22 protein-coding genes are annotated in these 20,845 nt (G+C 70.9%); 8 read left to right on the top strand and 14 right to left on the bottom strand.

Translation table 11 applies throughout. From position 1 onward, the window contains the following. Window positions 1-104 precede the first annotated feature (104 nt). Genes ACFY0U_RS23395 through ACFY0U_RS23385 form a run of 3 tightly spaced genes read right to left on the bottom strand, consistent with a single transcriptional unit; the run spans window position 105 to window position 2,766 of the window. Entirely contained in the window at window positions 105-983 is an 879-nt protein-coding gene (locus ACFY0U_RS23395) for a metal ABC transporter permease (protein ID WP_388638764.1), read from the bottom strand. After that, window positions 980-1,831 (bottom strand): metal ABC transporter ATP-binding protein, encoded by an 852-nt coding sequence (locus tag ACFY0U_RS23390; protein WP_388638762.1) that lies wholly within the window; start codon window positions 1,829-1,831, stop codon window positions 980-982. The genes ACFY0U_RS23395 and ACFY0U_RS23390 overlap by 4 nt, the downstream gene beginning before the upstream one ends. Next, window positions 1,828-2,766 carry a metal ABC transporter solute-binding protein, Zn/Mn family gene (locus ACFY0U_RS23385; protein WP_388638761.1) on the bottom strand — a complete coding sequence of 313 codons (939 nt, stop codon included), beginning with the start codon at window positions 2,764-2,766 and terminating at the stop codon, window positions 1,828-1,830. The genes ACFY0U_RS23390 and ACFY0U_RS23385 overlap by 4 nt, the downstream gene beginning before the upstream one ends. 235 nt (window positions 2,767-3,001) lie before the next feature. Between ACFY0U_RS23385 and ACFY0U_RS23380 the strand changes: the two genes are divergently transcribed. After that, entirely contained in the window at window positions 3,002-4,117 is a 1,116-nt protein-coding gene (locus ACFY0U_RS23380; RefSeq protein ID WP_388638760.1) for a HoxN/HupN/NixA family nickel/cobalt transporter, read from the top strand. Between the two features lie 62 nt (window positions 4,118-4,179). Here the strand turns inward: ACFY0U_RS23380 and ACFY0U_RS23375 are convergent, their stop codons facing one another. Beyond that, window positions 4,180-4,407: a DUF6480 family protein gene (locus tag ACFY0U_RS23375; RefSeq protein WP_388638759.1), complete on the bottom strand. Its 228-nt coding sequence runs from the start codon at window positions 4,405-4,407 to the stop codon at window positions 4,180-4,182. A gap of 223 nt (window positions 4,408-4,630) precedes the next feature. Between ACFY0U_RS23375 and ACFY0U_RS23370 the strand changes: the two genes are divergently transcribed. The 3 genes from ACFY0U_RS23370 to ACFY0U_RS23360 all read left to right on the top strand — a co-directional run bounded on the left by ACFY0U_RS23370 (window position 4,631) and on the right by ACFY0U_RS23360 (window position 7,056). After that, the gene (locus ACFY0U_RS23370; RefSeq protein WP_388638758.1) at window positions 4,631-5,110 is read left to right on the top strand and encodes an SRPBCC family protein; all 480 of its coding nucleotides are present in this window, start codon (window positions 4,631-4,633) and stop codon (window positions 5,108-5,110) included. 389 nt (window positions 5,111-5,499) lie between these two features. Continuing rightward, window positions 5,500-6,006, top strand: coding sequence for a hypothetical protein (locus tag ACFY0U_RS23365; protein ID WP_388638757.1), 507 nt, complete (start codon window positions 5,500-5,502; stop codon window positions 6,004-6,006). A 258-nt stretch (window positions 6,007-6,264) separates the two neighbouring features. Next, window positions 6,265-7,056 (top strand): SAM-dependent methyltransferase, encoded by a 792-nt coding sequence (locus ACFY0U_RS23360; protein ID WP_388638756.1) that lies wholly within the window; start codon window positions 6,265-6,267, stop codon window positions 7,054-7,056. A gap of 68 nt (window positions 7,057-7,124) precedes the next feature. Here ACFY0U_RS23360 and ACFY0U_RS23355 read toward each other — a convergent pair whose 3' ends face one another. From ACFY0U_RS23355 to ACFY0U_RS23315, 9 genes are all read right to left on the bottom strand, one after another. Continuing rightward, window positions 7,125-7,778, bottom strand: coding sequence for a CoA transferase subunit B (locus tag ACFY0U_RS23355; protein ID WP_388638754.1), 654 nt, complete (start codon window positions 7,776-7,778; stop codon window positions 7,125-7,127). Further along, window positions 7,775-8,530, bottom strand: coding sequence for a CoA transferase subunit A (locus ACFY0U_RS23350; RefSeq protein ID WP_388638753.1), 756 nt, complete (start codon window positions 8,528-8,530; stop codon window positions 7,775-7,777). Before ACFY0U_RS23350 ends, ACFY0U_RS23355 begins: the two co-directional genes overlap by 4 nt. A gap of 193 nt (window positions 8,531-8,723) precedes the next feature. Continuing rightward, entirely contained in the window at window positions 8,724-9,461 is a 738-nt protein-coding gene (locus tag ACFY0U_RS23345) for an SDR family NAD(P)-dependent oxidoreductase (protein ID WP_388638751.1), read from the bottom strand. Further along, a complete protein-coding gene (locus ACFY0U_RS23340; RefSeq protein WP_388638749.1) occupies window positions 9,458-10,387 on the bottom strand; it encodes a fumarylacetoacetate hydrolase family protein in 930 nt (309 codons plus the stop codon). The genes ACFY0U_RS23345 and ACFY0U_RS23340 overlap by 4 nt, the downstream gene beginning before the upstream one ends. Before the next feature lie 7 nt (window positions 10,388-10,394). Beyond that, a complete protein-coding gene (locus ACFY0U_RS23335; RefSeq protein ID WP_388638747.1) occupies window positions 10,395-11,327 on the bottom strand; it encodes a VOC family protein in 933 nt (310 codons plus the stop codon). Between the two features lie 5 nt (window positions 11,328-11,332). After that, window positions 11,333-12,331, bottom strand: a complete 999-nt coding sequence (locus ACFY0U_RS23330; protein WP_388638745.1) for an amidohydrolase family protein — start codon at window positions 12,329-12,331, stop codon at window positions 11,333-11,335. Continuing rightward, on the bottom strand, window positions 12,328-13,458 hold the full coding sequence (locus tag ACFY0U_RS23325; RefSeq protein ID WP_388638743.1) for an FAD-dependent oxidoreductase: 1,131 nt from the start codon (window positions 13,456-13,458) through the stop codon (window positions 12,328-12,330). The genes ACFY0U_RS23330 and ACFY0U_RS23325 overlap by 4 nt, the downstream gene beginning before the upstream one ends. Before the next feature lie 23 nt (window positions 13,459-13,481). Then, entirely contained in the window at window positions 13,482-14,444 is a 963-nt protein-coding gene (locus tag ACFY0U_RS23320; protein ID WP_388638741.1) for a cyclase family protein, read from the bottom strand. Further along, window positions 14,441-15,424 (bottom strand): fumarylacetoacetate hydrolase family protein, encoded by a 984-nt coding sequence (locus ACFY0U_RS23315; RefSeq protein ID WP_388638740.1) that lies wholly within the window; start codon window positions 15,422-15,424, stop codon window positions 14,441-14,443. Before ACFY0U_RS23315 ends, ACFY0U_RS23320 begins: the two co-directional genes overlap by 4 nt. 115 nt (window positions 15,425-15,539) lie before the next feature. Between ACFY0U_RS23315 and ACFY0U_RS23310 the strand changes: the two genes are divergently transcribed. Beyond that, complete coding sequence (locus tag ACFY0U_RS23310; RefSeq protein ID WP_388638985.1) at window positions 15,540-16,571, top strand: LysR family transcriptional regulator; 1,032 nt, start codon at window positions 15,540-15,542, stop codon at window positions 16,569-16,571. A 115-nt stretch (window positions 16,572-16,686) separates the two neighbouring features. Continuing rightward, entirely contained in the window at window positions 16,687-17,859 is a 1,173-nt protein-coding gene (locus tag ACFY0U_RS23305) for an MFS transporter (RefSeq protein WP_388638738.1), read from the top strand. Window positions 17,860-18,156: 297 nt separating this feature from the next. On the opposite strand, the gene ACFY0U_RS23300 is transcribed toward ACFY0U_RS23305, so the two are convergent. Continuing rightward, window positions 18,157-19,260 carry an ABC transporter substrate-binding protein gene (locus ACFY0U_RS23300; RefSeq protein ID WP_388638983.1) on the bottom strand — a complete coding sequence of 368 codons (1,104 nt, stop codon included), beginning with the start codon at window positions 19,258-19,260 and terminating at the stop codon, window positions 18,157-18,159. Window positions 19,261-19,398: 138 nt separating this feature from the next. Here ACFY0U_RS23300 and ACFY0U_RS23295 point away from each other — a divergent pair, with 138 nt between their 5' ends. Further along, window positions 19,399-20,202 carry an SGNH/GDSL hydrolase family protein gene (locus tag ACFY0U_RS23295; protein WP_388638736.1) on the top strand — a complete coding sequence of 268 codons (804 nt, stop codon included), beginning with the start codon at window positions 19,399-19,401 and terminating at the stop codon, window positions 20,200-20,202. A 17-nt stretch (window positions 20,203-20,219) separates the two neighbouring features. Further along, window positions 20,220-20,783 (top strand): PadR family transcriptional regulator, encoded by a 564-nt coding sequence (locus ACFY0U_RS23290; protein ID WP_388638735.1) that lies wholly within the window; start codon window positions 20,220-20,222, stop codon window positions 20,781-20,783. The last annotated feature ends 62 nt before the right edge of the window (window positions 20,784-20,845 follow it).

The following is a 20,845-nucleotide window of genomic DNA, read 5'->3' as shown; positions in this document are numbered from 1 at the left end:
CGAAGCTCCCGGGAACGGGCGGGTCGACGTGGAGGTCCCTCTGGCGCCCTGACCCGAAGGGGTGGTCCTGAAGGACCGCCCCTGACACGAGCGTGCTCCGACGCCTAGGACGCCAGGACCGGCTGGCGCGCTCCCCACCGGCGTACGCGCCGCCTGCCCGCCACGCGGCAGACGACGTAGATCGTGAACGACACGGTGGTGACGTAGGGGCTGATCGGGATGGAGCTGCCGAGCGCCAGCAGGATGCCGCCCTCGATCGAGAGGACCGCGAAGAGCACGCTGAGCGCGGGGAGCAGCACCGGCGACGCCGTGACCCGGGCGGCGGCCGCGGCCGGCGTGACGACGAGGCTCAGGACCAGCAGCGCGCCCACGACCTGCACCGACAGGGCCACCGCGAGCCCCAGTACGAGCATGAACGCGAACGACAGCGCCCGCACCGGCACACCCCGTGCCTCGGCGACGTCCGGGTCGGCGCTGGCGAAGGACAGCGGCCGCCACATGACCGCCAGCGCGACCACGACCAGCGCCGAAGTCCCCAGCAGCCAGGCCATCTGCGGGGTGTCGACCGCGACGATCTGCCCGGTCAGCAGCCCGAACTTGTTGGCCGCCCGCCCCTTGTAGAGAGCGAGGAAGAGCACGCCGAGACCGAGCCCGAACGGCATGATGATGCCGATCACCGAGTTGCGGTCCCGCGCCCGTGCCCCCAGGACCCCGATCGTGCCGGCCGCGAGCAGGGAACCGACGATCGAGCCCACCACGATGTTCGCGTCCAGCAGCAGCGCGGCCGAGGCCCCCGCGAAGGACAACTCGCTGATGCCGTGCACCGCGAACGGCAGATCACGCATCATGACGAAGACCCCGGCGAGCCCGCCCACCAGTCCGAGCGCGGCTCCCGCGACGAGCGAGTTGCGGACCAGCGCGAGGAGTTCGCCGTAGTTGTCGAAGCTGAAGATCTGCTGCCAGACCCCGTCGGCGAGCGTCATGAGCGCACCTCCTCGATCTCGGGGGCGTGATGCGGCGGCGCGGCCGTCTCGTCGGGGGCGCCGACGACCACGACCCGCCCCTGGACACGGACGACGTCGACCCGCGTGCCGTACAGCTCCGACAGGGACGCGGAGGTCAGGACCTCCTCCGGCGCACCGATCCGGTGACCGGCCCGGGCCAGGTACAGCACCCGGTCCACCAGGCCGAGCACCGGGTTGATCTCGTGGGTCACGAAGACCACGGCCGTGCCGTGCGAACGGCGGCGGGCGTCGACCAGTTCGGTGACGGCCCGCTGGTGGTGCAGGTCGAGCGAGAGCAGCGGTTCGTCGCACAGCAGGAGCCGCGGATCGGTCGCCAACGCCTGCCCGATACGCACACGTTGGCGCTCTCCGCCGGACAACATGCCGAGCGGGACGTCCGCGTACGCCGACGCCCCGACCGACTCGAGGATCTCGTCCACCCGTTGGCGGACACCTCCGGTGCGCAGCCGGGGTCCGAAGCGGTGGCCGTCGATGCCGAAGCGCACGAGGTCGCGGGCGCGCAGCATGGCCTGCGCCGACAACTCCGCCTGCTGGGGCACGTATCCGATCTGCCGTGCCGCCTCGCGAGGCGAACGGCCCAGCACGGTCAGCGTCCCGGCGGACAGTGGCTGCCGGCCCAGCAGGGCCCGGACGAAGCTGGTCTTGCCGGCGCCGTTCGGCCCGAGCACGGCCACGAACTCGCCCGGTTGTACGTCGAGTTCGAGGTCGCGCCAGACGACACGCTCGCCGTACGACAGGGCGGCCCCGCGCAGGCTGACGACCGCGCCGGTTGCGCCCTGTGCCGGGATCCGACCGGGGCGGGTCACTTGTCCAGCGCGCCCGCGAGCGCGTCGACGTTGGAGGTCATCCAGGCGAGGTAGTCCTTGCCGCTGGGCAGGGTCTCGGTCACCGGGACGACGGGGACGCCGGCCGCCTTGGCCGCGGCCTCGGCCTTCTCGGTCTGTGGTCCGGAGGTCTGCGCGTTGTAGACCAGCGCCTCGACCTTCTTGCCGGAGAAGAGTGCCAGCGCGGCCTGGAGGACCTTGGGGGAGACGTCGCTGCCTTCCTCGATGGCCTCGCTGAACTCCGCGGGCGTCGCGTTCTTGAGCCCGCTCGCCTCGATCATGTACAGCGGCACCGGCTCGGTGATGGCGACCGCCTCACCGCCGTGCTCCTTCTTGATCTGCGCCTCCTTCGCCTCCAGCGGCCGGAGCTTGGCCTTGAAGGTCTCGGCGTTCTTGGTGAAGGTGGCCGCGTCGCCGGGGTCGGCCTTGCCGAGGGCGGCGGCGATGCTGTCGGAGATCTTGGAGACGGTGGGGAAGTCGTACCAGACGTGCTCGTTGAGCTCGCCGCCCTTCGGCGCGGTCTTTCCGGAGATCTTGACGGCGTTGAGGACCTCGGGCGAGGAGCCGCCGCTCTTCAGCATCCGGTCCACGAAGTCGTCGTAGCCGCCGCCGTTCTCGACGACGACCTTCGCCTTCGACAGGGCCAGCTGGTTCTGTGTGTTGGCCTCGTAGGAGTGCGGGTCCTGGTCCGGGTCGCTGATGATCGAGGTGACGTCGACCTTCGTACCGCCTATCTGCCCGACGATGTCGCCGTAGACATTCGTCGAGGTCACGACCGGTATCACGGAGGCGGCAGCCGGGCTCTGGGAGGCGCTCCCGCCGCTGTCGGAGCCCGACGAGCTGCCGCAGCCTGCCAGGACGACCAGCGACGCGCCGGTGATCAGGGCAGCCAGGTGCCGGGACGGGGACGTGGGCATGGATCCTCCACGGAGGGGTGGAACAAGGGGACGCACGCCACGCTAGATGAAAACGAATGTCAGAAGTATGGCCGAATCCGTTCCATGTGAAAACCATTGCCAATACTTGACGTCGATGCTGGTCGAAACCTGACGCGGGCTTTGCCGCTGTCTGGTTGTACCTGCAAAGGGTTCGCAGAAACCTGGGAGCGCGGCTGAAGACGGCCGCTCGCCGACACGTGAGGCCCGCACCCCCATGACCACCGCGCACCGCATCCGCACCTCGATGACCCGGAAGGAGTGGGCGAGTCTCGGCGGGATGGCCGCGTTCATCCTGGCGTTGCACGTCATCGGCTGGTTCACGCTGGTGGTGATCGTCGCGCCGGAGCACTACAGCCTGGGGGCGAAGAGCTTCGGGATCGGTATCGGTGTCACCGCGTACACCCTCGGTATGCGGCACGCCTTCGACGCCGACCACATCGCCGCGATCGACAACACCACCCGCAAGCTGATGAGCGAGGGGAAGCGGCCGCTGTCGGTGGGGTTCTGGTTCTCGCTCGGCCACTCCAGCATCGTCTTCGCGCTCGCCTTCCTGCTCTCGCTCGGGGTGAAGGCGCTGGCCGGGCCGGTCGCGGACGACGACTCCGCGCTGCACGGCGTCACCGGCTGGATCGGCACCACCGTCTCCGGGACCTTTCTGTACCTCATCGCGATCATCAACATGGTGATCATGGCCGGGATCTGGAAGGTCTTCCGGCAGATGCGCACCGGCCACTTCGACGAGGCGGCGCTGGAGGAGCAGCTGAACAACCGGGGCTTCATGAACCGGCTGCTGGGCCGGCTGATGAAGTCGATCACCGAGCCGTGGCAGATGTACCCGCTGGGCCTGCTCTTCGGCCTCGGCTTCGACACGGCGACCGAGATCGCGCTGCTCGTGCTGGCGGGCTCGGGCGCCGCCTCCGGGCTGCCCTGGTACGCGATCCTGTGTCTGCCGGTCCTGTTCGCGGCCGGGATGTCCCTGCTGGACACGATCGACGGCTCGTTCATGAACTTCGCGTACGGCTGGGCGTTCTCCAAGCCGGTCCGCAAGGTCTACTACAACCTCACCATCACCGGACTGTCCGTCGCCGTCGCGCTCCTCATCGGCACGGTCGAACTGCTCGGCCTCATCGCCGAACAGGCCGGCCTGCACGGCCCGTTCTGGGACTGGGTCTCCGGGCTCGACCTCAACATCATCGGCTACGTCGTCGTAGGCCTGTTCTTCGTGACGTGGGCGGTGGCCTGGCTGGTGTGGAAGGTCGGCCGGATCGAGGAGAAGTGGACGGCGGGCCTGGCGCGAACCGGCGCGGTGGCGTCGGCCGAGGAGGGCTGACCGGGACCTGGACCGGGTGCGCCGGCTATGGCTGCTCGGCGAGCGGCGTCGGCCCGTGGAACTCAGAGGTTCATCTCCACCACCATGGCGATCAGTCCGATCGCCACCAGCAGCACCACCAGCATGATCAGGACGAGGGGCATCGCTCCCCATCCCTTGCGCAGCTCGGGCGGTTCCGGATGGGAGATGCCGGAGATACCCGACTCGGCGGGCGGGGTCTCACCCGGTGGTATCCCACTCCCTGCGGCCGGCCCCGGACCGCGTCGTGGATCCGGATCAGGATTCGTCATGGCACGGGCTCCTTTCCGTGAACTCACGACGGCCGTGGGCGTACGACGCCGCTAGGTCCCCGAGTACCCGTTCGCGGACACTCGCCACGGCCCGTACACCTGCTCGACCTCGGCTTCTTCCGAGGGGACCGCCGAAGGACCCGTGATCGGCATGCCGCGGAGGTCTTCGCTCCGCTCCACCCGGGTACCCGACGCGGACGACGAGAGTTGAGGAGGAGAGCTGATGAGCACGGTCAAGGAATCGGTGGACGTCGAGGTCCCCGTCCGCACCGCCTACAACCAGTGGACGCAGTTCGAGCAGTTCCCGCAGTTCATGGAGGGTGTCGAGGAGGTGCGGCAGATCGACGACAAGCACAACCACTGGACGACCGAGATCGGTGGGGTCCGGCGCGAGTTCGACACCGAGATCGTCGACCAGCTGCCCGACGACCGGATCACCTGGAGGGTCGTCGAGGGTGACGTCCGCCAGCGCGGCTCGGTCAGGTTCCAGGAGCTGGACGCGACGCACACGCGCGTGGAGCTCACGATGGACGTCGAGCCCAGCGGTGTCGCCGAGAAGGGCGCGGACATGCTGGGGATGCTCGACCGCCGGATCAAGGGAGACATGCGGCGCTTCAAGGACTACATCGAGGACCGCGGCGCCGAGAGCGGCGCCTGGCGCGGCCGCATCCGGCCCGACGAGCCCGGTTCACCTCTCGTGTGAGCCACCGGCGAGCCGAGTACGCCGAACGCCCCGGGCGGTCCCGCACACCGGCGGACCGCCCGGGGCGAGCGTCATCGCTCGCTACGCGGCCTGGACCAGCGGCACAGCAGACGGCACGCCTGGAGGAGGGTCACCGGCCACGGGCCGCGGATCCGCACCCACGTGTCCGCCCTCTTCCCCTCGCGGCCTGTTCGGGCGACGGTCGCGCCGCATCTCGGTCTCTATGCGCGTGAGGACAAGGCGTCCCGGATTGTGAGCCGGACACCGGCACCATCGCGCACGGCGGCCTCCTGAGGGCGTGCGAAGTGGCCCACGAGTACCCCGGACGGCGCCCCCGCGAACCCGGCGCTCCGACCCGGCCCGCCCGCAGGCTCTGACACGATGATCCTGTGTTCGATTTCGGTGTCGAAGGATACGAACCCCGGTGGCTGCGCGGACGCGGCGCGGTCGTGCGGGAGCACGGCGATCGCCTGGCGGCCCTGGCCGGACGGCCCCTGACGAGGGTCTGGATGGTCTGGGACCTGCGAGAGGACGAGTGGTTCGGCGACTGCCCGGTGCTCTTCGACTTCGACGGTGAGCAGGTCGAGGTCAACCACTGGAAGCTGGACGAGATATCGCTCACCTGGAACACCGTCGACCCTGGCCGTCCGGTGCGCTGGACCGACTTCGCCCTGGAGTGGCGGGCCGAACCGCTGCCCGCTCCGGCGGCCGTGCGCGGCCTGCCCCTGCGCCGCGTCGAACTGCTCACCTGGACGGGCAAGGACGCCGCCGAAGGGAACGTGGACGTGAGTTTCGTCTTCCCGGACGCCCGAGTGACCGTCTTCAACGCCCTGGACGAGAACGGGATCAGTTTCGCCCCGCCATCTCCCCGGCAGCGGTCGCACCCACTTGGATGAGGGGCGGGGAGGCGATGACCGGCGTGGTCCGTCCACGAGACTGCCCACGCGCTCCTAGGAGTGAGGGGTAGGCCTGGGCGGGGCAACGGCACCTCGGGCGGTTGATTGCCCGCTGATGTGCGGCTCAGGTTATTGCTTGCGGGCGTGCAGCCAAGGTGCTGTCCATGCCCCGACCCCGGCCGTTTCCCGGCAGCGCTTGACGTGTCGTACCGACAGGCGGTGAGGTGAGGCCAGAGCAGATCAACTCCGGGAGTTCGCATGCCACTTGACGCCAAGCTCATCAACAGCGACGTGCCTCACTCCGCCCGGATCTGGAACTACTGGCTGGGCGGCAAGGACTGCTACGAGATCGACCGCCTCGTGGGTGACCAGATCGTCGAGGCGAATCCGCAGATCCTCGACATAGCCAGGGCCCAGCGGGCCTTCCTCGTCCGTACGGTGGAACACCTCGTCCGTGAGGTGGGCATACGACAGTTCCTGGACGTCGGCACGGGCCTGCCCACCGCCGACAACACCCATGAGGTCGCGCAGCGGATCGCCCCGGAGACCCGGATCGTCTACGTCGACAACGACCCCGTCGTGCTCGCCCACGCCGAGGCCCTGCTCACCAGCGCGCCCGAGGGCGTGACCGCCTACATCGACGCCGACATCCGCGACCCCGAGGGCATCCTGCGGACCGCCGCCGAGACGCTGGACTTCACCGAGCCCATCGCGCTCGTGCTGCTGGGGATCACCGCCCACATCGTCGACGATCAGGCGTACGACATCGTCGGGCGCCTGGTCGCGGCCCTGCCGTCCGGGAGCCATGTCGTGCTCTGCGACGACACCGAGGTGCTCGACCCCGAGGGCATGCGCACCATGATCGAGCAGTGGAACGAGGCGGGCGACAACCCGCGGGTCAACCGGAGCCCCGAGGAACTGGCCCGCTTCTTCGACGGCCTGGAACTGGTCGACCCGGGAGTGGTCTCGGTGTCCCGCTGGCGCCCGGGGCCGGCCGGCACCGAGGGCCCGGAGGTCGACGACTTCGGAGGTGTGGCCCGCAAGCCGTGACGGCGGCGCGCCCCTTCCGCACGGGAGGGAGCGGTCACCGCATGCCGAGGCGTCGGCCGGCTCGGACGTCACCTCCCGGCAGCGGGCCGCACCGGTGCGGCCGTGCGCGCCACGATGTCCTCGTACGTCACCCCCGGCGCCGTCCCGACGAGCGCGAGCCCGTCGGGGGTGACATCCAGGACGCCCAGGCCGGTGATGATGCGCTGGACACAGGCCTCGCCGGTGAGCGGCAGATCGCACTCCTTGACGATCTTCGGGGAACCGTCCTTGGCGGTGTGGTCCATGAGCACGATGACCCGGCGGGCCCCGTGCACCAGGTCCATCGCACCGCCCATGCCCTTGACCGTCTTGCCGGGGATCATCCAGTTGGCCAGGTCACCGTGTTCGGACACCTGCATGGCGCCGAGCACGGCGGTGTCGATGTGCCCGCCGCGGATCATCCCGAAGGACAGGGCCGAGTCGAAGAAGGACGCCCCCGGCAGGACGGTCACCGTCTCCTTGCCCGCGTTGATGAGGTCGGCATCGACCTCGTCCTCGTACGGATAGGGACCGGTGCCGAGGATGCCGTTCTCGGAGTGCAGCACGACATGCACGTCCGGCGGCAGGTGGCCGGGGATCAGGGTGGGCAGGCCGATGCCGAGGTTGACGTAGGAGCCGTCGGTGAGTTCGGCGGCGGCGCGGGCGGCCATCTGGTCGCGGGTCCAGCCCGTGGGCGTCCTCATGCGCGTACGGTCCTCCTCTCGATCTGCCTGTCGGCGGCCTCGGCCGGGTCCAGCTCGACAACTCGCTGTACGAAGATGCCCGGCAGATGCACCTCGTCCGGACTCAACTCACCTGGTTCCACCAGCTCTTCGACCTCGGCGACGGTCACCCGCCCCGCCATCGCCGCGAGCGGGTTGAAGTTCGCCGCGGCCTTCCGGAAGACGAGGTTGCCGTGGCGGTCGCCGCGCCAGGCCCGTACGAGGGCGTAGTCGGTGGTGATGCCGTGCTCCAGGACGTGGCGGCGGCCGTGGAAGTCCCGGGTCTCCTTGGCCGGCGAGGCGACGGCGACCGAACCGTCCGCCGCGTACCGCCACGGCAGTCCGCCCCGGGCGACCTGTGTGCCCACACCCGCGGGGGTGTAGAACGCCGGGACACCCGCACCCCCGGCGCGCAGCCGCTCGGCGAGTGTGCCCTGCGGGACCAGCTCGACCTCCAGCTCCCCGGACAGGTACTGGCGGGCGAACTCCTTGTTCTCTCCGACGTACGAGCCGGTGACACGGCCGATCCGCCCGGCGGCCAGCAGCACACCGAGACCGCGCCCGTCGACACCGCAGTTGTTCGAGATGACCTCGAGCCCGCTCGCGCCCTGCTTGTACAGGGCCCGGATCAGAACCTCCGGCACACCGCTGAGGCCGAACCCGCCGACCGCCAGCGACGCGCCGTCGGGGATGTCGGCGACCGCCTCGACGGCGTTCGCGCTGACCTTGTTCACTTCAGGGCCCTTTCAGCCGGGGAGCACGGACGACCAGCCGCCGTCGACGAAGAGGGCGGCGCCGGTGATGTACGAGGCCTCGTCGGTGACGTCCAGGGGCGTCGTCGTGAGGGACGATCGCACCCCCGGTCGCGAACCGCGGGGCCGACGCCCGCCCCTGGTCGGGGGCGGTACCCGCGATCTTCGAGCCGCCTCATACGGCTCCCTCCCGCAGGGCGTCGGAGATCGACTTGACCCCGCCGTGCGCGGTGAGGCCGCCGTCCACGGGGATTTCGGCACCGGTGACGAAAGAGGCCTCGTCGGAGAGCAGGAACACCACCAGCGGGGTGATCTCGGCGACCGTGCCGGTGCGGCCGAGCGGCGTCTCGCGGATGTTGGCCTCGCGGAAGGCGGGAGCCGCGGAGGCGGTCATCTCGGTCTCGATGAAGCCGGGGTGGACGGTGTTGACGCGGATGCCGCGCGGGCCGAGCTCGGTCGCCGCCGCCTTCGACAGGCCGCGCAGCGCCCACTTGCTGGCCGTGTACGCGACCGGGTAATGGCCGGTGAGCGCGGCCGTCGAACCGACGTTGACGATCGACGAGCCGGGCGGCATCAGCGGAGCGAGGTGCTGGATGCCGAGGAGCGGGCCCGTGACGTTGACGGCGTGGACGCGGTCGAAGTCCTCGGGGCGTACATCGTCGACGCGGGCGCGCCAGGTGATGCCGGCGTTGTTGACCAGGCCGTGGACCCGGCCGTACGACTCCCGTAGTTCCGCGGCGAGTTCGGCCCACTCCTTGTCGCTGGTGACGTCGAGGCGGCGGCAGCCCGGGGCGTCGGTGACGTCGGTGGCGATGACCCGGGCGCCCTCCCGCGTGAGGGCCTCGGCCTCGGCGGCGCCCTGGCCGCGGGCGGCGCCGGTGACCACCACCACCTTGCCCGGCAGCCGCTTCACGGCCGCTCCCGGGTACGGCGACGGCCGGTCGGCAGCGGCACCGGGCCGACCCCGGCGACCACGGTGTTGGAGACGGTGCCGATGCCCTCGACGGTGAGCGTCACGGTGTCGCCGGGCTTCAGCGGCGGCGGGTCCTGGCGGCCCCGCACACCCCAGAGTTCCGCCAGACAGCCGCCGTTGCCGCAGGTGCCCGAACCGAGGACGTCACCGGGTCGGACCACGGTGCCGCGCGAGGCGTAGGCGACCATCTCCTCGAAGGTCCAACTCATGTTGGAGAGCAGGTCCTTGCCGACGACCTCACCGTTCACGGACGCCGTCAGGGACAGCCGCAGGAACCCGTCCGCGTCCCGGTACCCCTCCAACTCGTCGGCGGTGACCAGGTACGGCCCGAGCGTGGCGGCCGTGTCCTTGCCCTTGCACGGGCCGAGGTTGACCCGCATCTCACGGGACTGGAGGTCACGCGCGGACCAGTCGTTGAGGATCGTGTAGCCGACGATGTGGTCCCGGGCCTGCTCGGGCGTGAGGTCCCGGCCCTCGCGGCCGATGACCGCGGCGACCTCCAACTCGAAGTCCAGGACCCGAGAACCCGGCGGCACCGGCACGTCGTCGTACGGTCCGACGACCGCGTAGGGGTTGGTGAAGTAGAAGGTCGGGGCGTCGTACCAGGCCTCCGGCACCCCGCCGGAACCGTCGATGGACCGCCGTACCCCCTCGACGTGCTCCTCGAAGGTGACGAAGTCCCGGATGGTCGGGGGCTGGAGAGGCGCCAGCAGACGTACGTCGGCCAGCGGCACCGCGGGCCCCACCGGGCGCACGCCGAACGCGGCCTCGACCGGTGAGGTGCCGTCGGGCAGAGGGCGTACGACGGTGTCCTCGACGACACCGACCCGACGGCGCCCTTCGTGGAGATAGGTGGCTATGCGCACGTGGACCTCACACCGGCGGGGCGACGAACACGCCGCGGTCGACGTCGTTGAACGACTCCTTGGCGACGAGTTCGTTCATCGCGTTGGCGGTGCCCCACTGGTCGGAGACCTCGGGCTGGGAGAAGTCGTACACGTGCGGGTGCCAGGTGTCCTCGTCCAGCACCTCCAACTCCGTCGTGTACTCGACCGTGTTGCCGTGCGGGTCGAGGAAGTACGTGAAGGTGTTGTCGCCCGCCATGTGCCGGCCCGGGCCCCAGACCTTCTTGTGTCCGGCTCGGATGACTCGTCCCGAACCCCGCATGTACTCGTCGATGCCGCGCATCTCGAAGGAGATGTGGTGCAGGGCGGTGTGCGGGCCCTGGGCGATGGCCATGGAGTGGTGCTGGTTGCTGATCCGCATGAAGTGCATGGCCTCGCCCATGCGCGGGTGCATGAGGGTGTCGGAGAGCCGGAAGCCCAGGTGACGCTCGTACCACTCCCGAGTGACGTTCAGATCGGGGGAGTTGAGGACGACGTGGGACAGCTTGACCGGGATCGCCTCCTTCTCCTCGATCTTGCGGTGCCGGCGGACCGCCACGTCCGCCGAGACCTCGATGGTGCGGCCGTCGACGTCGAAGAAGCGGAAGCCGTAACCACCGCCGGGGGTGTCGACCTTGCCCGGCCGGGAGACCAACTGGACGCCGCCCGCGAGCAGTTCCTCCGCGAGCGTGTCCACGTCGGCCACCGAGGCGGCCCCGTACGAGACGAGGTCCAGCCGCTTCTCCTCGGCCTTGCGCAGCCGCACCACGTACTGCTCCGGCGAGCCCTCGGCGGCCAGGAAGGAGATCCCGGAGTCCTCGGCGACCTTGGTCAGGCCCCAGACACCGGCGTAGAAGTCGAGCTGCTTGTCGTAGTCGGGCACGGCGAGGTCGACGTGCCGCAGATGGGTGAGCAGACGCATGAGGGTCAGTCCTTCCGGAGGAGGGCGGCGGCGTTGCCGCCCCGTACGGCGTGGAAGTCGGGGTCGGGGAGCCGGGCCGCGCGCAGGGCGCCCACGGGGTCCTCGCTGCCCATGTCGAAGGGGAAGTCGGAGCCGAGCACCACCCGGTCGGCGCCGACGACCCGGACCAACTCCCGCAGCACGTGCGGGTCGTGGACGAGGGAGTCGAACCAGATCCGCTTCAGATAGCTGCTCGGCAGGTGCGCGCAACCGGCGCCCGCGTCGGAGCGGGCCGACCAGGCGTGGTCGGAACGGCCGATGTGGGTGGGCAGATAGCCGCCGCCGTGCGCGGCGATCAGCTTCAGGCCGGGATGGCGGTCCAGCACCCCGGAGAAGATGAGGTGCGAGAGCGCGACGGCGTTCTCCGTGGGCTGACCGACGACGTTGGACAGGTACCACCGGTCCAGCCGCTCGTCGAGGGTGCAGCCGAAGGGGTGCAGGAAGAGGATCGCCCCCGTTGTCTCGGCCAGCGCCCACAGGGGGGCGTAGGCCGGGTCGGACAGCTCCCTGCCGGGGGCATGGGACGAGATCTCCACTCCCGCCAGTCCCTGGTCCAGGGCGTGCGCGAGGGCGCGTACGGCCTGCTCGGGATGTTGCAGCGGGACGATCCCCAGCCCGCGCAGCCGGTCCGGTGCCTGCGCGCAGTGCGCGGCCGTCGCCTCGTTGGCGAGGCGGTACACCTTCTCGGCCGTCTCCTCGTCCGCCCAGTAGTGGTAGTGCGAGGGGGAGGGGCTGACCAGCTGCACGTCCACGCCCTGGGAGTCCATCGCGGCCAGCCGTACGGAGACGTCGGTGGCCTTCGGAATGATGGAGCGGACCATCGGCCCGCTGACCGCCAGGGACGCGGCGCCATTGCGGCGGGCGTCCAGTGCCCTCGCCTCGGCCAGGCCGGGGAGACCGGCGACGGCCTCCTCGACCTCGGGGATCAGGACGTGGGCGTGGACGTCGACGGTGGGTGCGGTCACGGCAGTTCCTTGAGGAAGGTCATCGTGCGGCCGATCAGCCCAGGCACATCGGCGTCACGGACACCGTCCAGCTGCCACCGCCCGATCTGCACGGACGCCTCGACGACGGTCCGCACCCGGGGGATACGGCGTTCGTAGTACGCCTGGAACAGGTCGTCGTCCCAGTCGCGCCCGCTCGTGAGCAGCTCCGCGAGGACGGAGGCGTCCTCCAGGGACTGGGCCGCGCCCTGGGCGATGGTGGGCGGGCAGCAGTGGGCGGCGTCGCCGACGAGGACGACCCGGCCGCGATGCCAGGAGCCCTCCACCAACAGCTGGTCGAACCAGGTGTAGTTGACCTTCGCCGGGTCCGTGATGTGCTCGACGATCTCGGGCCAGACCCCGCCGTACGCCCGCGCGAGCCGGCGCATCTCCTCCGCGTAGGTCTCCGGCGGGATCGAGGCGCGGTCGCGGTTGGCCTCGACGACGTACGCGTAGAGGGTGTCCTCGCTGGTCGGGCAGTATCCGGCGATGTAGGCGGGGCCGCCGTAGGCGAGGTTGGTGCGGGTGACGCTCTTGGGGCGCGGGGCGGGGGTGCGCCAGATCGCCATGCCGGTCGGCTCAGGCTTGTCGGCGATGCCGATCGCGGCGCGGGTCGTGGAGTTCAGGCCGTCGGCGGCGATCACCAGGTCGTAGCGGCCGGTCGTGCCGTCGCTGAAGCGCACGGAGACACTGTCGGCGTCCTGCTCCAGGGATTTGGCGACAGTGCCCAGCCGGACCGTGGCGCCCGAGGCGCGGACCGCGTCGATGAGGATCTGCTGGAGCCGGGGCCGCTGCATGCCGAGCGTGGCCGGGAGGTCCTCGCCGCCGGTGCGGATGTCCTCGTTCTCGTGGATCACCGTGCCGTCGGGGACGGTCACGCCGAGCGAGCCGAAGGCGTACCCGGAGGCCGAGACCTCGTCCCAGACGCCGAGTTCGCGCAGGACCCGCAGGGCGTTGCCCTGGAGGGTGATGCCGGATCCGGTGGTGGCGTTCCAGTCGGGCCTGGCCTCGATCAGGTCCACCGCGATACCGGCGCGGCGCAGCAGGATCGTCACCGCGTTGCCGGAGGCGCCGCCGCCTGTGACGAGGACTCTGCGGGGTGTACTCATGGGGAACTCCCTTGTTCCGCCGGTTACTTGACGGCGATCGGATTGACCGGGGAGCCGACGGCCCCGGTGATGGGCAGGGGCGCGGCGGTGAGCCAGAACTCGTACACACCGTCCGCCGCACAGTCCGCGGCGAGCGTGTCGAGGTCCCACATCTCGCCGATCAGCAGGCCGAGGTGCGGGATGGCGACCTGGTGCAACGGCTGGAAGGCGTGCGCGAACTCGTTCGGCCGTACCTCGAAGCCCCAGGTGTCGGTGGCGATCGCGGCGATCTCGGTCCGGTGCAGCCAGCCGGCCGTGGTGAACGACAGCCCCGGGGAGTCGCCGCCCGCGTAGTCGCCCCAGCCCTCGCGGCGGGCACGGGCCAGCCGTCCGGTGCGCACGGCGACGATGTCACCGCGGCCGACACGCACGCCGTGCGCCTCGGCGGTCTGCCGGAGGTGCTCCTCGGTGATGGCGAACCCGTCGGGCAACTCGCCGTCGGTGCCCACCACTTGGCCCACGTCCAGCAGAACGCCGCGTCCGGCCACGTACGGCGCCATGTGCTCGATGCCGGTGACGAGGTCGCCGTCGGAGGTCACCGTGCGGGCCGCGTCCCGGCCGTTCCAGGCCTTGCCGTGGTCGAAGATGTGCCCGAGCCCGTCCCACTGCGTCGAGCACTGCAACGGCATCGCGATGACGTCGTCGGCGCCGCCGATGCCGTGCGGGAACCCCTGGTTGCCGAGGGCCGCGTCGGTGCCGGTGTCGAGCATGGTGTGCACCGGGTTGGTACGCCGCCGCCAGCCCTTCTGCGGGCCGTTCATGTCGAAGCTCTGCGAGAGCGAGAAGCTCACACCGCGCCGCACGAGGGCGGCACCCTCGCGGCGCTTGGCCTCGTCGAGGAAGTTGAGCGTGCCGAGCACGTCGTCCTCGCCCCAACGCCCCCAGTTGGAGTACGCCTTGGCGGCCTCGGCGATCGCGCCCTCGGGATCGGTCCGGTCGAGCGTCACCGGGGCACCTCCGCCGTACAGCGCGTGCGCTGGGCGCCCAGACCGGTGATCGACCCGTCCATCACATCGCCGTCCCGCAGCAACCGGCCCCAGTGCATGCCGTTTCCGGCCGGTGAACCCGTCAACACCAGGTCCCCGGGGAGGAGTCGCGAGGTCTGGGAGGCGTACGACACGATCCGCGCGACACCGAAGAGCATGTCCTTGGTGGACTCGTCCTGCATCGTCTCGCCGTTCAGCTTCAGGGTGACCCGCAGGTCACCGGGGTCGGCGAGCGAGCCGGCCGGCACGATCCACGGGCCGAGCGGGGTGAAGCCGGGCGCGTTCTTGCTGCGCAGCCAGTCCGTGCCGATGGCCTTCATGTCCCGGCGGAAGACGGTGGCGCGGTCGGTGAGGTCGTTGGCGATGGTGTACCCGGCGACGTGGTCCAGGGCCTCCTCGACGGACACCCGGTAGGCGGGCCGGGAGATCACGGCCGCCAACTCCAGCTCCCAGTCCGGCTGTTCGGCCCAGGACGGGAGGACGACGTCGTCGTACGGGCCGGTGATCGCGCTCGGCAGTCCGATGAAGACGTACGGCAGGTCCTCGGCGGCCCGGCGGTCCATGATCGCGGCGATCTCGGCCCGTGCCTCCTCGACCGTGCGCGGGTCGTCGGGGGAGCGGTGGGCGACCTCCAGGTCGATCACATGCTGCCGGTAGTTGGCGCCGGACTGGAAGATCTGGCGGGGCTCGACGGGAGCGTGGACGCGCAGGCCGTCCAGGGGCCGGCGGCCGGCCGTCGCGTCCGCCGCCAGCTCGTGCAGGCGGGGGAGCAGCTCGGTCCAGCGCTCGAAGACCGCGCGGGTCGTCAGGGCGGGCTCGTCGAGAGCCGTCCGAAGGTCCAGCACCTGCCCCTCGGGGACCAGGAGGCCGGGGAAAGGGGCCTGGTCCGGGGCGGAGAAGGTACCGAGCGCGAACGGTCCGGAGAAGGCGGCAGATTTCACGGGCGTGTCCTCCTGATGGCGATGTGACTAATCTGGGCCCTCCTCTCGTAATCTGGGAAATCGATTCCGTGGATGCGGATCATCCACCCGGTTGATGACGACCGAAGGGCGCGCGATGAACCTGGCCAGCCTCGACCTCAACCTCGTGGTCGCCCTGCGAGCCCTCCTGGAGGAACGCAACGTCACCCGCGCCGGGCGCCGGGTCGGTCTGAGCCAGCCAGCGATGAGCGCGTCCCTGGCCCGGCTGCGCCGTCACTTCGACGACGACCTGCTCTCCCGCGTCGGCGGCCACTACGAACTGACCGCTCTCGGCCAGGTCCTCCTCGACCGCACCTCCACCGCCTGCGACCTGCTGGAACGGCTCTTCACCAGCCAGGCCGACTTCGATCCGGCGGTCGAGGAGCGGGAGTTCACGATCGTGTCCTCCGACTACGCGGTGGCCGTCTTCGGCGCCGAACTCGCCCGCACGGTCCACCAGGAGGCCCCCGGTGTCCGGCTGCGCTTCGTCCAGACCCCGCCCGGCATCGTCGAGCAGGCCGGCACCCTGCTGAGCACCACCGAGGGACTGTTCATGCCGCACGGCATCATCAGCGGCTTCCCCGCCACCGAGCTCTACCGCGACCAGTGGGTCTTCCTGGTCGCCGAGGACAATCCGGAGGTGGGCGAGCGGCTCACCCGGGACGATGTGGCGCGGCTGCCCTGGGTGACGTACCAGCGCACCTACGACGCCCCGGCGGTCCGCCAGCTCGGCATGCTCGGTATCGAACCCAAGGTGGAGGTGTCCGTCGACAGCTTCACGGTGCTGCCCTTCCTGGTCGCCGGGACCCGGCGCATCGCCCTGGTCCAGGCGCTCCTCGCCGAGCGGCTGCGCGGTGTGGCCCCGGTGCGGATCATGGAGGCGCCGTACGAGTCGGTGCCCCTCCAGGAAGCCCTGTGGTGGCATCCGGTGCACACCCACGATGCCGCGCACATGTGGCTGCGCGAGACGGCGGCGCGGGTCGGGGCCACGGTGACGGGAGGCGACGGCCGGGTGGTGGAGGGCCACGAAGGCCGGGTGGTGGAGGGCCGCGCTGTCCAGGCGGCGGAGGGGCGGGGCATCCAGCCGGTGGATGATCCCGATCAGGGAGATCGATCGGCTGAGGGCTAGGCGCGGCGGGCACGCCGGTTCATAGTCGGGGCAGTTCCTGACGCCCGCCGCTCGGGCGCAGTCCCCTCCGGTGCGCTGCCGTCGCACGCCCTGCCCCCTTACGTGGAGCCCCGCCATGCCCGGATCCGTCCCCCTGCGTGCCCCTCTCCTGATGGCCGGCAGCTGTCTGCCCGTCCTCGGTGCGGTCCTGATCGCCCCGGTGCTGCCGAAGATGCAGGACCACTTCGACTCGGTGCCCGGCGCCAAGACGCTCGTCCCCGTCGTCCTGACCGTCCCGGCGCTGGCGCTCGCCCTGCTGGCTCCCTTCGCGGGCGTCATCGTCGACCGGCTGGGCCGCAAACGCCTGCTGGTCGTGGCGACCGTGCTGTACGCGCTCTTCGGCACCGCCCCGCTCTGGCTCGACTCCCTCGGCGCGATCGTCGCCTCCCGGGTGCTGGTCGGCATCACCGAGGCCGCGATCATGACCTGCTGCACCACACTGATCGGCGACTACTACACGGGCCGGGTCCGGGACCGCTATCTCGCCCTCCAGACCATGTGCGCCTCCGCCTCCGCGACCGCGTTCTTCGTGATCGGCGGCGCGGCCGGCTCGGCGGGCTGGCGAGCGCCGTTCTGGATCTACGCGGTCGGCCTGCTGCTGGCCCCCCTCATGGCGACCGCCCTGCCCAGGCTCCGCCAGGACGCCTCCGAAGAAGTCACCACCGAGCCACGCCCGTTCCCGGTCCGACGGCTGGCCGGCATCTGCGCGCTGACCGTGTTCGGCGCCATGGTCTTCTACACCGTGCCCGTCGAGACGGCCTATCTGCTCGACGACCTGGGCATCACCTCCACCGGTGTCATCGGCCTGGCCACCGCCCTCGCCAGCGCCGCCACGGTGGCCGGATCCATCGCGTTCACCAGGCTGCCGGGCACCCCCGCGAGCCGGCTGCCTGTCGTGTTCGCGCTGTGCGGCACCGGGTTCGTGGTCATGGCGCTGGCGAGCGGCCCCGTGCTCCTGATCGCGGGTGCGGTGCTCAACTGCCTCGGTACGGGCGTGCTGTTGCCGTCCCTGCTCACCGTCGCGATGTCCGGGCTGGAGTACGCCGACCGCGGGCGCGGCACCGGGCTGTGGACGGCGGCCTTCTTCTTCGGCGAGTTCACCTGCCCGCTGATCCTGATCGCACTGGAGTCCGTGGTCGGGAGCCTGGCCACCGCCGTCGGCATCCTCGGGCTGGCCTCGGGCCTGGTGGCGGGCGGCCTGCTGCTCGCGGGACGGTCGGCGGTCGTGGAGCAGGAGCCCGTCGCGTAGGCGGGACGAAGGCGGCGCTCCTCGCCGGGGCGCCGCCTCGCGCTGCAAGCCGCGTGGCCTTGCGAGCTCACGCCGTGCGGCCTCGCTCCTTCAGCCCGTGCGACCTTGCTCCCTCAGTCGGTGCGGTCTCGCTTCCTCAACCGCGTGGCCTTGCCATCTCAGCCCGCGTGGCCACGCTCCCTCAGCCCGCGTGGCCTTGCTGCCTCAGCCTGTGCGGTCTCGCTCCCGCAGCCTGTGCGGCCCCTGCGATACCAGCCCGTGCAGTCCCGCTCCCCCACCCCGTGCGGCCACACCCCCTCAGCCCGTATGCAGGACCCGGAAGCGGCCAGGCTCCGCCGGATCGCGATCGACGACCTGCACCGGCGGCGAGGCCCACTGCCACACGCCGATGCCCGGTGTGCGGGAGAAGTCGATCCGCCCACGGGTGCCCTCGACCGCGACGCGCGGCCAGGACGCGGCGATGCGCGCCCGGTCCGTGCCGTGCGTGCGCAGCAGATCGGCGAGGACCGTGACCGTGTCGTAGCCCTCGAAGGCGACGAAGGAGGGCGCCTCGCCGAGCCGTTCGCGAAGGGCCGTCTCGACCTGCGCACCGAGCGGCGTGAGGCGCTCGGGGAGGTAGCGCAGGAACGGCACCCCGGCGCCGTCCTCGCCCAGGAGCGCGGCCCATTCGGCCAGCTCCGGCTGCCCGGCCGGGGCACCGATCAGGACCTCGGCGAGGCGCTCGTCGCCGCGGACGGACTCGACGATCGGCACGGCCGGCTCCGGGTGGCCGACCAGGAGCAGGAGGGCCGTCGCCCGCCGGTCGACGAGCGCCTCGCACACGGCCGCAGGGGTGAGCCCGCGCATGTCGAGTTCGACGACGGTGCCGCCGTGCGCGGCGAAGTGGTCCCGCAGGATGCGGGTCCCGGACGCCCAGTAGACACTCGGCTGCGTCGCCACGGCGATACGGCTGTGGCCCGCGCCGAGGAGGAAGTCCGCATAGATCCGCCAGCCGCGGGACTGCGGAGGAGAGAGGCGCGCGACCCAGTCCGTCGGCTGTTCGGTGAGCGCGTCGAGGACCGCCGACGAGCAGAGGAACGGCACTCCGAGGGCGTCGGCACGGCCGGCGGCGGCTCGCGCGACGACGCTGTGATACTCCCCGGCCAGGGCGGCCACCCCCAGGCGGGCCAGTTCGTCCACGGCCGTCGCGGCCTTCTCCGGGTCGGCGGCGGTGTCCCTGACCACCAGTTCGAGGGGACTACCTCCGATCCCGCCGGTGTCGTTGACTTCGCGAGTGGCCAGTTCGAGGCCCGCGAGCACATGCCGGCCCGCCTCGACCCAGCCGGGGCGGGTGAGCGGAACGAGAACGCCGATCTGGACGGGCGATCCGTCCGGCTGTGGTGGGTGCGCCGAGGTGATCATGCCGGACATTGCATCCACCGTCCTCGCGGAGAGGCAACCGGTTTTGGAGTCGTTCTCGGCTCTTGGGACGGGAAGGCCTCCCCGCTATAGTCAACAATGTTAGTAGGTGTCTATTTGGCTAAGTGAGGCGGTCGCGCCATGACGGAGAACAGACCTCTGCGGTACGTCGCCCTCGGCGACAGCCAGACCGAAGGGTGCGGCGACGGCGACGACGTACGAGGACTGCGCGGATGGGCCGACCGGCTCGCCGAGCACCTCGCACAGGACACCCCGGACCTGCTCTACGCCAACCTCGCCGTGCGCGGCCGTCTCGCCGGGCAGGTGCGGGACGAACAGCTCGCGCCCGCCCTCGCGTTGGAGCCCGGACTCGCCACGGTCGTCGCCGGGGTCAACGACCTCCTGCGGCCCCGCTTCGACGCCGACGAGGTGGCCGGTCACCTGGAGGCGATGTTCGCCGCGCTCACCGCGCAGGGCGCCCGCGTGGCGACGATGACCTTCCCGGACGTCGCCCGGATCAGCCCGCTGGCCCGCCCGATCAGCCCCCGCATCACCGCCCTGAACGACCGCATCCGACAGGCCGCCGCCCGGCACGGAGTCGTGGTCGCCGAGACCTCCCACCACCCGGTCGTGGCCGACCCGCGTCTGTGGAGCCCCGACCGCCTCCATGCCGGCCCGCTCGGGCACGCCCGGATCGCCGCCGCCGTGGCCTATGCCCTCGACCTGCCTGGCAGCGACGAAAGTTGGAGCCTGCCGCTGCCCGCGGACCCGCGGGTGGCCTCCGGCCTGCGGGCGGTCGGCGCCGAGTTGCGCTGGGTCGGCTCCTTCCTCGGTCCCTGGCTCGTACGGCGGGTCCGCGGCAGATCGTCCGGTGACGGACGCAGGGCCAAGCGGCCCGAGCTGCTCCCGATGCCGCGACCTGCCGCTATGCACCCCATTGACTAATCAAATAGGTTGAGCGCATGGCTCTGCGCAACGCGGTGATGGCCGCCCTCCTGGAGGGCGAGGCCTCCGGATACGACCTCGCCAAGGGCTTCGAGGCCTCCGTCGCCAACTTCTGGATGGCCACCCCGCAGCAGCTCTACCGCGAACTGGAGCGCATGGAGGCCGAGGGTCTCGTCACCGCCCGGGTGGTCCAGCAGGAACGCCGCCCCAACAAGCGCCTGTTCTCCCTCACCGAGGCCGGTCTGGAGATCCTGCGCGCGTACATCGCCGACGTGCCCGCGAAGCCGACCGCCATCCGCGACGAGTTGATGGTCAAGGTCCAGTGCGTCGACATCGGTGACGCCGACGCCGTACGGGCCGCGATCGTCGAGCGCGTGGAGCGGTCCACCGCCAAGCTGGCCCGCTACGAACGGATGCGGGACCGCATGCTGGCCGGCCGCACGGAGGACGAGTACTTCGCCGAGGCCGACCGCATCGGTCCCTACCTCACCCTGCTCGGCGGCATGGCCTTCGAACGGTCGAACCTCAAGTGGGGCGAGACCGCCCTGAAAAGGCTCGATCAGCGCGGCTCACGTCCCTGAGAGCGACCGGATCCGTCCTCGCCGGAGGCCCCGGTGACCTTTCCCGTCAGCGTGAGGTGCCC

The sequence above is a fragment of the Streptomyces sp. NPDC001536 genome, from assembly GCF_042894505.1.
Lineage (GTDB): Bacteria > Actinomycetota > Actinomycetes > Streptomycetales > Streptomycetaceae > Streptomyces.
The sequence above is the reverse complement of the archived record's forward strand: the minus strand, read 5'-3'. Positions and strand labels throughout refer to the sequence as shown.

Bases quoted from the DNA above. Each gene is read 5' to 3' on its own strand.
- ACFY0U_RS23290 (WP_388638735.1), top strand. From the start codon at position 20,220: ATGGCTCTGCGCAACGCGGTGATGGCCGCCCTCCTGGAGGGCGAGGCC.
- ACFY0U_RS23370 (WP_388638758.1), top strand. From the start codon at position 4,631: ATGAGCACGGTCAAGGAATCGGTGGACGTCGAGGTCCCCGTCCGCACC.
- ACFY0U_RS23295 (WP_388638736.1), top strand. From the start codon at position 19,399: ATGACGGAGAACAGACCTCTGCGGTACGTCGCCCTCGGCGACAGCCAG.
- ACFY0U_RS23310 (WP_388638985.1), top strand. From the start codon at position 15,540: ATGAACCTGGCCAGCCTCGACCTCAACCTCGTGGTCGCCCTGCGAGCC.
- ACFY0U_RS23395 (WP_388638764.1), bottom strand. From the start codon at position 983: ATGACGCTCGCCGACGGGGTCTGGCAGCAGATCTTCAGCTTCGACAAC.
- ACFY0U_RS23325 (WP_388638743.1), bottom strand. From the start codon at position 13,458: ATGAGTACACCCCGCAGAGTCCTCGTCACAGGCGGCGGCGCCTCCGGC.
- ACFY0U_RS23335 (WP_388638747.1), bottom strand. From the start codon at position 11,327: ATGCGTCTGCTCACCCATCTGCGGCACGTCGACCTCGCCGTGCCCGAC.
- ACFY0U_RS23355 (WP_388638754.1), bottom strand. From the start codon at position 7,778: ATGAGGACGCCCACGGGCTGGACCCGCGACCAGATGGCCGCCCGCGCC.
- ACFY0U_RS23305 (WP_388638738.1), top strand. From the start codon at position 16,687: ATGCCCGGATCCGTCCCCCTGCGTGCCCCTCTCCTGATGGCCGGCAGC.
- ACFY0U_RS23360 (WP_388638756.1), top strand. From the start codon at position 6,265: ATGCCACTTGACGCCAAGCTCATCAACAGCGACGTGCCTCACTCCGCC.
- ACFY0U_RS23300 (WP_388638983.1), bottom strand. From the start codon at position 19,260: ATGATCACCTCGGCGCACCCACCACAGCCGGACGGATCGCCCGTCCAG.
- ACFY0U_RS23385 (WP_388638761.1), bottom strand. From the start codon at position 2,766: ATGCCCACGTCCCCGTCCCGGCACCTGGCTGCCCTGATCACCGGCGCG.
- ACFY0U_RS23375 (WP_388638759.1), bottom strand. From the start codon at position 4,407: ATGACGAATCCTGATCCGGATCCACGACGCGGTCCGGGGCCGGCCGCA.
- ACFY0U_RS23380 (WP_388638760.1), top strand. From the start codon at position 3,002: ATGACCACCGCGCACCGCATCCGCACCTCGATGACCCGGAAGGAGTGG.